At 38.7% G+C, this 14,022-nt stretch carries 14 protein-coding genes; all 14 read right to left on the bottom strand.

Translation table 11 applies throughout. The annotated features are described in order from the left end of the window. Nucleotides 1–4: 4 nt before the first annotated feature. A complete protein-coding gene (locus Q0W95_RS01455) occupies nt 5–1,750 on the bottom strand; it encodes a hypothetical protein (RefSeq protein WP_297788993.1) in 1,746 nt (581 codons plus the stop codon). Nucleotides 1,751–1,765: 15 nt separating this feature from the next. After that, nucleotides 1,766–2,209, bottom strand: a complete 444-nt coding sequence (locus tag Q0W95_RS01460; RefSeq protein WP_297788996.1) for a hypothetical protein — start codon at nt 2,207–2,209, stop codon at nt 1,766–1,768. A 377-nt stretch (nt 2,210–2,586) separates the two neighbouring features. Then, nucleotides 2,587–3,303 (bottom strand): copper homeostasis protein CutC, encoded by a 717-nt coding sequence (locus Q0W95_RS01465; RefSeq protein ID WP_297788999.1) that lies wholly within the window; start codon nt 3,301–3,303, stop codon nt 2,587–2,589. Nucleotides 3,304–3,487: 184 nt separating this feature from the next. Then, the gene (gene yihA, locus Q0W95_RS01470) at nt 3,488–4,075 is read right to left on the bottom strand and encodes a ribosome biogenesis GTP-binding protein YihA/YsxC (protein WP_297789002.1); all 588 of its coding nucleotides are present in this window, start codon (nt 4,073–4,075) and stop codon (nt 3,488–3,490) included. After that, nucleotides 4,072–6,402 carry an endopeptidase La gene (gene lon, locus Q0W95_RS01475; protein WP_297789005.1) on the bottom strand — a complete coding sequence of 777 codons (2,331 nt, stop codon included), beginning with the start codon at nt 6,400–6,402 and terminating at the stop codon, nt 4,072–4,074. Before lon ends, yihA begins: the two co-directional genes overlap by 4 nt. 53 nt (nt 6,403–6,455) lie before the next feature. After that, nucleotides 6,456–7,670 (bottom strand): ATP-dependent Clp protease ATP-binding subunit ClpX, encoded by a 1,215-nt coding sequence (gene clpX, locus Q0W95_RS01480; protein ID WP_297789007.1) that lies wholly within the window; start codon nt 7,668–7,670, stop codon nt 6,456–6,458. 6 nt (nt 7,671–7,676) lie between these two features. Further along, complete coding sequence (gene clpP / locus Q0W95_RS01485) at nt 7,677–8,270, bottom strand: ATP-dependent Clp endopeptidase proteolytic subunit ClpP (RefSeq protein ID WP_297789010.1); 594 nt, start codon at nt 8,268–8,270, stop codon at nt 7,677–7,679. 25 nt (nt 8,271–8,295) lie between these two features. Next, a complete protein-coding gene (gene tig / locus Q0W95_RS01490) occupies nt 8,296–9,657 on the bottom strand; it encodes a trigger factor (RefSeq protein WP_297789013.1) in 1,362 nt (453 codons plus the stop codon). Between the two features lie 51 nt (nt 9,658–9,708). After that, entirely contained in the window at nt 9,709–11,049 is a 1,341-nt protein-coding gene (locus Q0W95_RS01495; RefSeq protein ID WP_297789016.1) for an HD domain-containing protein, read from the bottom strand. Further along, a complete protein-coding gene (locus Q0W95_RS01500) occupies nt 11,042–11,983 on the bottom strand; it encodes a CdaR family protein (protein WP_297789019.1) in 942 nt (313 codons plus the stop codon). The genes Q0W95_RS01495 and Q0W95_RS01500 overlap by 8 nt, the downstream gene beginning before the upstream one ends. After that, nucleotides 11,967–12,779, bottom strand: a complete 813-nt coding sequence (gene cdaA / locus Q0W95_RS01505; RefSeq protein ID WP_297789022.1) for a diadenylate cyclase CdaA — start codon at nt 12,777–12,779, stop codon at nt 11,967–11,969. Before cdaA ends, Q0W95_RS01500 begins: the two co-directional genes overlap by 17 nt. A gap of 173 nt (nt 12,780–12,952) precedes the next feature. Further along, a complete protein-coding gene (locus Q0W95_RS01510; RefSeq protein ID WP_297789025.1) occupies nt 12,953–13,129 on the bottom strand; it encodes a hypothetical protein in 177 nt (58 codons plus the stop codon). Beyond that, on the bottom strand, nt 13,116–13,658 hold the full coding sequence (locus Q0W95_RS01515) for a GNAT family protein (protein WP_297789028.1): 543 nt from the start codon (nt 13,656–13,658) through the stop codon (nt 13,116–13,118). The genes Q0W95_RS01510 and Q0W95_RS01515 overlap by 14 nt, the downstream gene beginning before the upstream one ends. A 58-nt stretch (nt 13,659–13,716) precedes the next feature. Further along, the coding region (locus tag Q0W95_RS01520; protein WP_297789031.1) for a ZIP family metal transporter at nt 13,717–14,022 on the bottom strand (306 nt) is incomplete at its 5' end.

Raw genomic sequence — 14,022 nt, forward strand, 5'->3', positions numbered from 1 at the left:
CAAATTATGCCTGACCATTACCATGATAGAGTTCAATAGTTTCCGATAGATAATCCTTAAAGCTTGTAATGTTACTATACTGACCTGCATTAATCACAAGCTCATAAAGCAAATAGTTGTCATCTTCATCATCTTCTATTACATACTTGTTGGCATGAGTCATATTTTCCATTATTTTGGAATCATTGTAGTTGATTGATGCTTGAGCTTTAAGACTCACCTTGCAGGTTCTATCAAGATTTGCATTGTAAAAAGAGGACAAATATTTAACTTGTTTAATAACATTTTTGTTTTGTGGATTTTGCTTATCATAAAAAATTGATGGATCCTGAACTACACCCCAATAATATTTTTTTGCTTGCTCTTCAGATACTCTTCTTCCATCAACACTAAAGAGCTGAGTTTTATTTTGGACATTTCCTATATAAAACTTTCCTGTATAGGATTTACTTTTCCTTGCAGAATTATTTAATTTGAAGGTAACTTCATCTTTTTGTGTAAGGAACATTTCCCCAATAGGATTATTCGATTCATCACGAATATAGGCCCATTTCATGGAATCATTAACTGCTTTTTCTATCTTTAATTCTGGCGGAATCTTCAAGGTGAAATAGGAACCTAAACCAACATCGGAAGGTATTCTAAATTCTCCTTCTATACCTCCACCATAACCAAACCATTCATCCTTGCCTTCTATGCCATACCTATAGGAATGAATATCCACGGGGTTGACCTTAGTAACACCATAGACTTCGCTTCCACATTGAGATGTGTCATCGTCCTCATCTTCGGTGGGCTTAGTTTCAGTAGCGAATTTCTTTTTTTCCCTATTGGCAAAGGTGTAGATTAAGTTTTCCCTATCTACAGTTGACCAACTTAGAATGTACTTTTCGTTTTCTAATTCTTCTACACCATAAGATATTCTTTTGTAGAAAGATGGATTTGAAGCTGTCTTTTCAAACTTAAGCTTGTTGGTTTCTTTGAGCATAGTTGTTGGATTTCCATCTATTGACTCAGCCAAAGAAGTCTTTTTTATTGTTTTTTCTTCTGATTTATCCCCTGTCCAGATTCTAAAAACACTAGCATCGGGCTGGATTTCTTGCCAGATTTTTTGGATGGTGAAATTAGCAAACATAGCCTCAAGGCTTGCCCCGCATCCAAGACTATGATCCTTAACTTTTTCTTTTATATCAGTGTCAAGGACTGCCTGAACTATTGTTCCCGGCTCTATCTCATTTATCCTAAACTTACTTGCCTCAACTTCTCTAACTTCTGTTTGAACATAACCCTTATCACTCGATTTATAGAAACTTAGTCTAACTTTACCCTTGGGAGTTTGGCTGTGATCTGGTGTGAAGTTAAAGAAAGCACTTTCTTTGGTGCTTGGGCTATCATTCATGTAAATTGCAGTCCACCTAATATTATTTTCATCTATATAATAGCCCTGGCTTATTACATCATCAGAAGATGATTCCGTGAAATTCGGACCATCCTTTTTAAGGTCAACTAGGCTTATATTATTCTCATCTCCCCAGTTATCTTCGGCTTTAACTGTATCTTTAACGAGACTTGGAGCTTTTATGAGGGTCTCTTGACCAAGTTCGTAAACTTCTACCCCACTAGGTGCGAGCTTCTCCCTTGCATACATCATAGCCGTAAGTTGAGTATTGGCGTAGAGGCTATAATTGTCCCTTACTTCTGTGATGAGAGTTTCTATAACAAATTCATAGCTTCCATCTTTAATATACATTTTTTGACTGTCAAACTAATACTTGCATGTATTTATATCAGTAGTCGAACTAAAGGCTATATTGTCTAAGTCATTTCCATCAGGATCGATAATTTTTTTTATAGTAGGCGTCCCTAAGCCAGATGTTTTTGTTGTGGAGAAAAAGTGCTCTATTTTATCAGCTGGATCTAAGAAATCTATTAATCCTTCTAAATTAACCTTGTATTTCCAAACAATAATCTTCTGTCCATTCCTAACTATAATCCTATCTTTATATAGGTCGGCTGATTGTTTATATCTTCTTAATCTTATTGGCTCTTTCTTCTCAAGTTTTGGGAAAAAATCCCAGATATTCTTAGCTCCATTTCCTTCAACATCACTCGTGTTGTAGGTAAACAAATAGGCAAAGCTTAGGATAAATACAACCATGACCAATAGGTTTTTGTGCTTGGCTAGATATTGGTACGCTCGACTTTTCATAAGACCTCCGATGATTTTTAGAATATTTTTTCTTTTAATATATATTTTTAGCAGACTTTCTTTTCATGCTAATCAATTATTAAAATCGAAAAACCGACCTATGAAAGTTTTAGTGAGATAAGCCTTCCTTATCCTCTAGCTTCCATATGTCGGCTTTTTTATAATAACTATTAAATTGGTTGTTCAAACAAACAAAGTGAAATTTATCAAGTTGAATATATATATTTTTACCATATTTTTTTCGCACTTGTCAATAGTAATTAATTATTTAAAATCGGATTAGTTTCATAGGATAACTTGCTAAATTAAAGCAAAATCAAAGTCTACTATCTCATTGCAAAGCTTATTAAAATATCTCTAGTCTTCCGAGTGTCTTGTTAAAGTTTATCTATAGCCTCTCTCGCTTTTTTGATTAGGCTTGGGTCGGGGTAGGATAGGTCTTGGTAAAGGGGGTTTTCTCTTAGGTAAGTCATGGCTGTTGTTCTGGGCTTTTTGCCAGAAAGGTGGAAGTTTTCTATACCAGTTTTTCTATAGATTTCTTCTATGTTTTTGTAGCTTACACCAGAGCCTGCCATTATTTCTATATCCTTGCCATATTTTTTGTTGATTGACCTGAGATAGGCACATCCGTCTATCGCTTTTTCTTTTCTCCCCGATGTGAGTATCCTAACAACTCCCATTGAAATAAGGTCTTTAATTGACTCATCTCCTCCTTGGGCGTAGTCGAAGGCCCTGTGAAAGCAAACTTTTTTGGGTGAGCAAAGGTCAACTAGGATCTTGGTTCTTTCTAGGTCGATTGTCCCATCTGTCTTGAGAATACCAAAGACAAATCCATCTATATCATAGGATTTTAAGGTTCTTATTTCTTCTTTCATGGTTTCAAAGTCTTGGTCAGTGTAGCAAAAATCGTAGGGACGGGGTCTAACCATCACGAATTTTTCTATATTTTTCTCCTTAGCAAGGAGGCTTACAAGTCCTAGCGATGGGCTTATCCCATCAAGGTCAAGACTTCCACATATCTCGAGCCTATCTGCTCCATTTGCTATGGCAGTTCTTGCCCCTTCAAGGGAGTCTATACATATTTCAAGTTTCATCTAATCACCTCAATATTATCATCCCTTTTATAAAAGTTAAGTCAAAAAAACCGACCTAGGTCGGTAAATTCTTGCTATTATTTTTTGAAAATCATCTCTTATGATAGAGTTTACAAAAGACTTGGACTGTCTCTTGGTAATTGTAGAGTTTATTGGGTAGGTCTTAAATCCCACCCCATTTCTACTAAGCCTTTACTATAACTTCGACTTGCTCTTCTAGGACATCCTTGTTGTGTTTGGTTTCGGATGAGTAGGCAAAGATTAGACCTTCATCTGCTATATTTAGTTTTTTCTTGATTTGTTTGATGTGCTTTTGGACTTGTCCTCGAGATATCTTGTCGTACTTGGTCGCTATTACAAAGCCTGTAAAGCCCGATTCTATAATCCAATCATACATTTGCTTATCTAAGGTGGTTGGCTCGTGCCTGATGTCAACTAGGAGAAAGACTTCTCTTAGGTTTTCTCGCTCGTGGAGGTACTCATTTATGAGCCTGTCCCACTTGTCCTTTTCCGCCTTGGAAACCTTGGCATAGCCATAGCCTGGAAGGTCTACCAGCCTAAAGTCGTTGTTAATTCTGTAAAAGTTAATAGTCCTTGTCTTGCCTGGTTTGGATGAAGTTTTGGCTAGATTTTTTCTGCCCAAAAAGGAATTTATGAATGATGACTTGCCAACATTTGACCTGCCAACAAAGGCAAGCTCGACCATCTCATCCTTGGGCCATTGCGCCTTAAAGCCAGCCACTTGTTCAAGTTCTATTTGCTTGATTTTCATACAAGAGCCTCTTTTATTACTTCTGCCACATTTGCTACTGGAATAAAGTTTATCTTATCCCTGATTTCCTTTGGGATATCTTCGGTATCCCTTTGGTTTTCCTTTGGAATAATCACGTTTCTAATTCCATAAGCATAGGCTGCAAGGGCTTTTTCCTTTAGACCTCCTATTGGAAGGACGTTTCCTCTGATTGTAACTTCTCCCGTCATGGCTATATCACTTCTAACTTTTTTGCCTGTTAGGGCTGAGACCATAGCTGTTGTCATGGTTATTCCTGCTGAAGGACCATCTTTGGGGGTTGCTCCTTCTGGAAAATGGACGTGGATATCCTTATTTTCATGGAACTTTCCTCGGATGCCTAGCTTACTTGCATTTGACCTGATGTAGACCATGGCAACTTGACCAGATTCTTTCATAACATCACCGAGAGAGCCTGTCATTTCCACATTGCCTTTTCCTTCCATCACGCTTGCTTCAACTTGGAGCATGGTTCCTCCTACAGAAGTCCACGCCAAGCCGTTTACAAGGCCTACTTGATTTTCTTTTTCTATATTCTCATCAAAAAATCTTTCCTTATCAAGGTATTTGGTGTAGTTTTGTTTGCTGACCCTTACGCTTGTCTTTCCTTCAAGGATTTCCTTGACTGCACGCCTACAAATCTTGGCGATTAGCCTTTCAAGCTCCCTTACTCCAGCTTCTCTGGTGTAATTTTTGATGATTATATCTAGGACTGAGTCGGATATGGTTAGTTCCTCATCTTTTAGCCCGTTGTTTTTCTTTTCCTTGTCGATGAGGTACTTTTTGGCTATTGACTTCTTCTCATTCATAGTATAACCAGATAGCTCTATTACTTCTAGCCTATCGTAGAGGGCATCTGGAATCTCATTTGCATCATTAGCAGTTGTGATGAAAATTACATCGGAGAGGTCGAAGGGAATATCCAAATACCTATCAATGAACTTATCATTTTGTTCAGGGTCTAGGACTTCAAGGAGGGCACTTGATGGATCTCCCCTAAAGTCTGAGCCGAGTTTGTCAATCTCATCTAGGAGAAAGACTGGATTCTTGACATTGATCCTATCAATATTGGCAAGGACCCTACCTGCCATAGCTCCCACATAGGTTCTCCTATGACCTCTGATTTCAGATTCATCAGTTACTCCTCCCAAACGCATAGAGACGAACTTCCTGTCAAGTGCACGGGCTATGGACTTGGCTATGGAAGTCTTACCAACTCCTGGAGGGCCTACCAAACAAATTACCGAACCCTTGGTGTCCTTTTTCTTTTGTCTAACAGCGATTGACTCTAGGATTCTTTCCTTAACATCTCTAAGACCGTAATGGTCAGCATCCAAGACCAAGCTTGCCTTTTTGATATCCATTATATCCTTGGACTTTTTCTTCCATGGGAGGGATACGACAAAGTCGAGGTAGGCGGAAAGCACTCCATAGTCTGGACTCATTTCTGGGATAGAGTCAAGTCTTTCGAGGTCTTTTTCTAGGGACTTCCTGCTTTCGCTATCAAATTTAATCTTGTCGAGCTTTTGCCTATAATAGTCTGCTTCACTGTAGGCAGTTCCACTGTTGGCGTTGATTTCCTTTTTCAAAACTTCCATCTTTTCCCTTAGATAGTAGTCTTTTTGGGATTGGTTAATATTTTCTTGAACCTTATTTTCTATATCGGATGATAGGTTTTTGAGGGTTATCTCTTTTCTTATAAGCTCGTGGAGCAGTGTCATCCTTTCCTTGGTGTCAAGGGTTGAAAGAAGGCTGTAATATTCCTTTGGGGCAAGCTCTAGGTGAAAGCAAATCACATCAACTAATCTTTGGTAGTTCTCAATCTCGATTAGGGAGTAGGATATTTCTTCCAAATTGTCGTTGGCTAAGTTGATATATTCCTTGAAATCGTCAATCAAAATTTTCTTTAGGGCATCAAGCTCAAGCTTTCCCATATCCCTTTCTTCTTGGTAAAGGTACTCATCTACTTCTGCCTTTAGGAAACCTTCAGAAATATTTACCTTTTTGAGTTTGCCGACTCCTAGGGGGTTGACAAAAACTCTGGTAATACCGTTGGGCATGGTGAACATTTCCTTGACTTGGGCTATTACACCATATTCATAGAGGTCTTCTTGTTTGGGATTGTCCTCAAAAACATCCTTCTGGTTGACCAAAAACAAGTTAGTTGACCTAAGTCTTGCATCATCTACTGCATTGGTTGAAATACTTCTCTTGCAATCAAAACTTAGGAAGGTACTTGGCATTGGCCAGTAGCCTCTTAGGGGAATGAGGGGGTATTCACTTGTATTTATTTCATAAACATCTGTCATGGTTTACCTCGCTATAAAAGGGACGCTTGCAAATTTTGCAGCCATCCCCTTTCCTATCTTTTCTTATAAACTAATTTTTCCTTACAAGCTATGGATTCCTTGGTAACAATTACCTCTTCCAAATCGTCGATTGATGGTATCTCAAACATCAAGTCTAGGAGAAGATTTTCCATAATTGTCCTTAGACCTCTAGCACCTGTCTTTTGGTCGTTGGCTTTCTTGGCAATTTCGTAAAGGGCTTCATCTTCAAAGGTAAGCTTGACTCCATCAAGGTCAAAGAGCTTTTGGTATTGTCTGACTAAGGAATTTTTTGGCTCTTTAAGAATTTCTACCAATGAAGCAACATCAAGAGGATCAAGACTTACAATGATTGGCACCCTTCCGATAAATTCTGGAATGAGTCCGTATTTGAGGAGGTCTTGGGTATTAACTTCCTTTAGGCTTGGTTTATCTTGTTTGTTGACCTTTGCACCAAAACCGATAGTTTTTTCTGTAAGTCTCCTGCCAATCACATCTTCTATCCCATCAAAGGCTCCGCCTAGGATGAATAGAATATTGCTAGTATCTACCTGAATGTATTCTTGGCTTGGATGCTTTCTTCCTCCTTGGGGAGGAACGTTAGCCTCTGTTCCCTCGATTAGCTTAAGTAGGGCTTGTTGGACGCCTTCTCCCGATACATCACGGGTGATGGAAGGATTTTCGCTTTTTCTAGTAATCTTGTCAATCTCGTCAACATAGATTATCCCACGTTCAGCAACTTCTATGTCGTAGTCTGCCGCCTGAACTAGCTTTAGGATTATATTTTCCACATCCTCCCCAACATAGCCTGCCTCTGTAAGACTTGTCGCATCTGCGATGGCAAATGGCACATTAAGTTTACGAGCAAGGGTTTGAGCAAGCAGGGTCTTTCCTGAACCTGTTGGACCTAGCATAAGGATATTTGATTTTTGAAGTTCTATATCAGAGTCTTCTTCATTGCTATTTATTCTTTTGTAGTGGTTGTAGACAGCAACTGAGAGGGTCTTTTTGGCCTCATCTTGACCAATAACATATGAGTCTAGGAAGTCCTTTATCTCTTTTGGTGTTGAAAGTTCAACATTTTCAAAGGATGAATTTAAAGAATCACTCTCTTGGGCAATAATTTGCTTGCACAAGTCGACACACTCGTTACAAATATACGCATTAGGACCTGCAATTATTCTCTTTACTTGCGAGCTATCCTTGCCACAGAAAGAACATCTTACTTCTTTTTGTTCGTAATCTGCCATTATTTCCTACTTACTTTCAATTACTTTATCAATCAGACCATACTCTAGTGCCTCAAAAGCACTCATAGCAAAGTCCCTGTCTGTGTCTTTTTCTATCTTCTTTAGAGATTGTCCAGTATTATCTGATAGAATTTTGTTTAGTTTTTCTTTTATTTTAATTATTTGTTCTGCCTGAATTACTATATCACTAGCTTGTCCCTGAGCACCACCAGAAGGTTGGTGGATCATGATGTTGGAACTTGGTAGGGAAAATCTCTTGCCCTTAGAACCTGATGATAGCAAAACTGCAGCCATGGAGGCGGCTTGACCTATGCAGATTGTAGAAACATCTGGTTTTATATAATTCATTGTGTCATAAATGGCAAGGCCACTTGTTACAACTCCCCCTGGAGAGTTTATATAAAATTGGATGTCCTTGTCTGGGTCTTCACTTTCAAGAAAGAGAAGTTGGGCTATGATTATATCTGAAATCTCATCACGCACCTCGCCAGATAGGAAGATTATCCTATCCTTTAGAAGTCTTGAATATATATCATAGGCTCTCTCGCCCCTATTGGTTTGCTCAACTACAGTTGGCACTAAATAATTTTTAGCGTTCATTATTTCTCCTTATCTTGGATGGAGCTTATTTGTCTTCGCCTTCCTCGTGGTGGTCGTGATGGTGGTCATCACCAACTGCCTTGTGGTATTCTTCGTGAGGAAGAACTTCTGCCTTAGCTACTAGAAGTTCAACAGCTTTTCTTCTCTTGATGTTTTCTTCTAGGGTCTTGTCAGAAATGTTTTTAGCGAAGATTTCTTTGAATTTCTCTAAATCTTCTACTCCATAATTTTCTGCTGCTTCTTTGATTTCAGCTTCTTTTTCTTCTTCTGTAACTTCGATTGCTTCTTTTAGGGCAACTTCGTCAATTACAAGGTTAGCCTTAACTCTTGCTTCAGCTTGAGCTCTGTATTGGTCACGGATTTGGTTGATATCCATTTTTGTCATTTCGATATATTGAGCAAGGCTTATTCCCATTTGTTGGAGTCTTTGGTCAAGGTTTTGTAACTCAAATTCGATTTCTGAGTTTACCATGCCATTTGGGGCACTTACTTCTGATTTTTTAACTAGGGCTTCGATAGCTTGGTTTTGGATGATGTTTTTAGCATAATCTTCCTTATCTTTTGCTATCTTTTCCTTTAGGTCAGCCTTTAAATCAGCAAGGGTATCAAATTCTGAGATATCTTTTGCAAATTCGTCGTCTAGGGCAGGAAGTTCTTTTCTTGTGATAGAATTAATTTCTACTTCAAATTTTGCATCTTTTCCTTGGAATTCTTTGGCTTGGTAATCTTCAGGGAAAGTTACATTAACGTCAAACTTATCTCCTACGCTATGACCTTTAACTTGGTCTTCAAAGCCTTTGATGAAGGTATTAGAACCGAGCTCTAAGTCATAATTTTCAGCCTTACCGCCTTCAAATCTTTCCCCATCAAGGTAGCCATCAAAGTCGATGTTTACTGTATCGCCCATTTCTGCCGCTCCTTCTTCAACTGGAGTAAGTCTTGCATTTTCTTCTTGTTGTTTTTTAAGTTCAGCTTCGATATCTTCTTCTGTTACTTCTACTGGCACTTCTTCAACGATAAGTTTTGAATAATCTCCAAGAACTGGGTGTGGTTTTGTTTCAACTTCTACCTTGAAGGTGATGTCTTTTCCAGCTTCTATGTCGTCAAGATCAACTGATGGTTGGTCGATTGGTTCAAGTCCTAATTCTTCTACTGCAGCTTCATATGGTTTTGGGAAAACTATCTTGATTGCTTCATCATAGAAGATTTCTGGACCGTACATTTTTTCTAGGACTTTCCTAGAAACATGGCCTGGTCTAAAGCCATCTACCCTATATCTTGATTTATTTCTTTTATATACTGTGTCAGTTGCCTTCTTAAATTCGTCATAGCTAACTAAAAATTCAAATTTAGCTATATTATTTTCATGTGATTTTAATTCTGTCATTTTTTCCTCCTGGTAGTTCTTACTCATTTGAATAATATACTACATATTTGCCTAGCTATCAAGGTTTATCCCCTTTGCCAGAAAAGCAAAAATAGCTTCTTTATTATTTTCTAATCTATCATCTATTATTTCTTCTTCAACCATCGCCAAGACTTTTCCTATAACTTTGCCCTGAGGATAGCCCAAGGCTAGGAGGTCTTTGCCATTTATGGCTAAGTCGGACCTTTTCTTGGGACTTTCATCAAGCAAAACTTCATCAAGGATTCGCTCTGCATGGTCGATATTTCCTGTGTCTGTATGGACTGTGGCTAGGATATCTGCCCTCTGAAGGTCAAAGAGCCTTCTGAGATTTTCCTCGCCTAATTTTCTTAATAACTTCCTTATGGACTTTTTTGTGTAGGTATTTGAGGAGTCCATGTGTCTTTTGACAAGACTTGTAGCGTCAGATATGAAGAATTTCGGAAATTTTAGTCCTTTAAGTCTTTTTTCCAAAAGCTCTGCTGAAAGTTTTTGGTGTCCAAAAAACCTCCCCTCGCCTTTCTCATCAAGAAAAAAAGTATCGACCTTGCCAACATCATGATAAAGACCAGCCATCCTTGTAGCGAGATCAGCCTCCGTCCCATCCAAGACCTTCAAACTATGGCTATAAACATCCAAATTATGGTGGGAAGAATGTTGGTCAAAGCCAATAGTCCTCTTTACTTCTGGGAGAATCTCTTGCAAAAGTCCAAGGTCATCAAGAAGCCTAACTCCCCTTGAAGGCTCATCTTCAAGGAGGATTTTACCAATTTCATCGGAAATTCTCTCATTAGAAATAAGGTTGATTTTTCCTGAATTTTCCCTAATAGCTTTCTTTAACCCATCCTCAAGCTCAAAGCCAAGCCTTGTAGCAAAGCGCACTGCCCTAAGACTTCTCAGGTAGTCCTCAGAAATTCTCTCGTAGGGATTTCCGACAGCCCTTATGATTTTTCTTTCCAAATCATCTCTTCCCCCAAAGGGGTCGATTATATTGCCCTTATCAAAGGCCATGGCGTTTATGGTGAAGTCCCTTCTTTTCAAATCATCAATGAGTGTGTCAGAAAATTGAATTTCATCGGGATGTCTACCATCTTTGTAGGCTCCCTCCGACCTAAAGGTCGTTATCTCAAAAGCTTCTCCATCGGCTATGACCTTGATTGTGCCAAACTTCTTGCCTATATCTATAAGTTTCTTATCAGAGAAAACTCGCCTAATATCATCAGGTCTTGCGAGGGTTGTTAGATCCACATCCTCAACCTTGCGATTAATAAGGCTATCTCTTACACACCCTCCCACAGGATAGGTTGCAAATCCCGCTTTTTCGAGCCTTTCCACAAGATTTTCATAGGAAAGGTCTGTATTTAGCCTATTCATTGGCTCTCTTTTTTCCTACTACAATCTTGAAGTTGACTGGATTTTCCCCATCATAAAGGCTTACTCCTTCCGGAAGATTGAGCCTAATGTCTCCCTCCTTGTCCGTCTTTATGTTTGAAATATTTACAGGATAGGTATCAACATTGTCAATTGTTTTTAGGACTTGACCATTTCCCTTGAGGACTAAGTCATCTGGTGATACCATGGTTGACTTAACTTCATAGCCATCTGCTACTTCTCCGTAGGTTTTTAGGTTAATCTTGACCCTCTTGGTTTCTGTTACAGTAAAAGATACATTTACGTCTGTATCTGACCTTTCAACATTGACAACTTCCTTGCCATCCTTGCCTAGGATGTGAATGTCGATATTGTGCATCTTTCCATCAAGGTATTCTGGGTCGTTTATATCTACCTCAACCCTATCAATCTTGTTAACTTCGGAGGCAGGTCCTTTTACTGTGATTTCCTTTAGAGATTGCTCCTTGACCTCAACTGACTTGCCATCCTTTAGCGAATCCTTGATTACAAGATTAACTGGAAACTTCTTTGTAATAATCTTTTGGACGTTGATATTAATTTCTGCTGGGTCGATCCCTGCAAGATTTACCCCACTTGGAGTATCTACCCTGACCTTTACCGATTGGATGCCCTCTCTGACATTCATCACATCAATTGATGCTTGCACATCACTTTCCTTGAGGTTGACCATCTTATCCCTTGAGCCTTCTAGCTTGATATTCACATCATTTACTTCATCAATGCCGATTATGGTATAGCCCTTATTTTCCAACTTGTCATTGTTTTGAACAAGGATTGGCACATTCCTAAAAGTCCTATTTACTGAAGGGTTGGTTGATGTAACCACAAAGGCCCACATCACAACAGCCAAAAGAACTGATAGGATTATCAACTGCATATCATTTCTTTTCTTCATTTTTACTTCCCTTCTTCATATCGATATTAACTAAGTCATTTTTGAGCCTGATTTTTAGGCTTTCTTCATCAAAATACCTATTGATTTTCCCGTTTTCAGCAACTGAGATATTGCCAGTTTCTTCTGAAACAACAACTACCAAACAATCACTCTTTTCTGAAATACCAATAGCTGCCCTGTGCCTTGTGCCAAGTTCCTTAGAAATTGTATTAGAAGAGGACAAAGGCAAGTAGCAGGCAGCTGCCGCTATAGTGTTTTTCCTGATAATTACAGCTCCATCATGAAGTGGAGTGTTGGGAATAAAAATATTAATCAAAAGCTCGCTGGATATATCTGCATCAAGCTTAGTTCCACTTTCAATAATATCGGCAAGGCCTACTTCTCTTTCAAGAACTACAAGAGCCCCTATCTTTTGCCTAGCAAGCGAGCTCATAGCAGAAACCAGCTCATCTATGCTCCTTTCATCCCTCTGAATCTTGTCGGATGAAAAGATGCTCCTACCCCTACCTAGTCTTTCAAGAGCCGAACGTAGCTCTGGTTGAAAAACTACAATAATAAAGACGAGAGCCACAGTTAAGAACTGGTTCATCACCCAAGAAACAGTGTTGAGGTTTAAAATATCGGCAATAGATGCGAATATGAGGACGAAAATAAGCCCCTTCAAAACCTGCTCAGCCCTAGTGTTCCTAAGTAGTGAGAAAAGCTTATAAATAACAAAGGCAATAATTGCAATATCAATAATATCTGTAACTCGAATTAACATCAAAGATGTAATAATATTTTCCAAAAAATTCATACTTCCTCCCTAATATTAATGTACTATTCTAATAAATTATTGGTAGGAAATATCAAAAAAACAAATAAAAAAGACTTTTAAACTTTCCTAGGATAGCTTAGCCAATAGGTGTTTTTCCAAACATTTAAGCCAAAGTTTTCTTAGGTCAGTTTAAAAATCTAATCAAGTTTAAATTATTTATTTTTCTCAATCCAATAGTCAGCGAGGGAACCTAGGGTTATTCCTAGACCTAGACCTAGGCCTACCCAAATCCCCATATTTCCCCTACTTACTCCAAGAGCTGATCCAAAGATCATTCCTAGGCTCATGCCCATCATCATGTTCTTTCCTTGATTTTTATATTCTTTCATTTTTCCACTCTTCCCTTAAAATTCCAAAGGTCAGGCTATCATAGTAGGTATTTTGATAGTACCTTACCTTCCTAATCCTTGCTTCCATCTTCATGCCTAGTTTTTGGGCGGCCTTTATCATCCTTTGGTTGCCCGACCAAGTTACCAAGCCTATGTGTGCAAGCTTTTCTGTTGTTTTGAAAATCTCATCTATCCACAAACTGAGGGCTCTTGTGCCTATGTTTTGGTTCCAATTTTCTTTCCTATAAATTGTAATGCCAATATCTAGCCATCTGGTCCTTTCATCTTCCCAATATTTTGTAACTACTCCTACAAGTTTTTCCTTAGCTATTATCGCCCTTAGCCTATCGCTTAGAAAGAACTCCCCCTCTTTGGCCTTGAAGTCATCAAAACTTTCATATTTTTGGTAGTCGCCTACAAAATAAGGCCCATCCCACTTTTTCCACTCTGGTTGGTCCTCTCTAAAGCCAAGCTCCCGAATTTTCCTAAGATTTTTTTCATCAATCCTAACCAAACTTATTTCAGTCAAAGTCCACCTCTTTTTCTTTCAAAAAAGGGCATAAGCTTTCGCCTATGCCTAATATATCTCATCCTAACATAACATCTAGGATCATCATCACTACAAAACCAGCAGAAAAGCCAAGAGTTCCAACATTGGTGTGGCCTTCTCCCTCTCCTGTGGCTTCGGGGATAAGTTCCTCTACCACAACATAAAACATAGCTCCAGCTGCAAAGCTTAGGAGATAGGGTAGGATTGGAATCATTATTCCTGATAGTAATATTGTTATTATTGCTGCTATCGGCTCTACTGCCCCTGAAAGAATGCCATAGACAAAGGCCTTGTGCTTGTTAACTCCTACTGCCTTTAGGGGCATGGAAATTATAGCTCCTTC

Origin of the sequence: uncultured Anaerococcus sp. (genome assembly GCF_947253225.1) — a bacterium.
In the GTDB taxonomy this organism is placed as follows: domain Bacteria; phylum Bacillota; class Clostridia; order Tissierellales; family Peptoniphilaceae; genus Anaerococcus.

What these genes read in the sequence shown, in the direction of transcription:
- Q0W95_RS01455 (WP_297788993.1), bottom strand. Translation starts at nt 1,750, where the DNA reads ATGTATATTAAAGATGGAAGCTATGAATTTGTTATAGAAACTCTCATC.
- Q0W95_RS01460 (WP_297788996.1), bottom strand. Translation starts at nt 2,209, where the DNA reads ATGAAAAGTCGAGCGTACCAATATCTAGCCAAGCACAAAAACCTATTG.
- Q0W95_RS01465 (WP_297788999.1), bottom strand. Translation starts at nt 3,303, where the DNA reads ATGAAACTTGAAATATGTATAGACTCCCTTGAAGGGGCAAGAACTGCC.
- yihA (WP_297789002.1), bottom strand. Translation starts at nt 4,075, where the DNA reads ATGAAAATCAAGCAAATAGAACTTGAACAAGTGGCTGGCTTTAAGGCG.
- lon (WP_297789005.1), bottom strand. Translation starts at nt 6,402, where the DNA reads ATGACAGATGTTTATGAAATAAATACAAGTGAATACCCCCTCATTCCC.
- clpX (WP_297789007.1), bottom strand. Translation starts at nt 7,670, where the DNA reads ATGGCAGATTACGAACAAAAAGAAGTAAGATGTTCTTTCTGTGGCAAG.
- clpP (WP_297789010.1), bottom strand. Translation starts at nt 8,270, where the DNA reads ATGAACGCTAAAAATTATTTAGTGCCAACTGTAGTTGAGCAAACCAAT.
- tig (WP_297789013.1), bottom strand. Translation starts at nt 9,657, where the DNA reads ATGACAGAATTAAAATCACATGAAAATAATATAGCTAAATTTGAATTT.
- Q0W95_RS01495 (WP_297789016.1), bottom strand. Translation starts at nt 11,049, where the DNA reads ATGAATAGGCTAAATACAGACCTTTCCTATGAAAATCTTGTGGAAAGG.
- Q0W95_RS01500 (WP_297789019.1), bottom strand. Translation starts at nt 11,983, where the DNA reads ATGAAGAAAAGAAATGATATGCAGTTGATAATCCTATCAGTTCTTTTG.
- cdaA (WP_297789022.1), bottom strand. Translation starts at nt 12,779, where the DNA reads ATGAATTTTTTGGAAAATATTATTACATCTTTGATGTTAATTCGAGTT.
- Q0W95_RS01510 (WP_297789025.1), bottom strand. Translation starts at nt 13,129, where the DNA reads ATGAAAGAATATAAAAATCAAGGAAAGAACATGATGATGGGCATGAGC.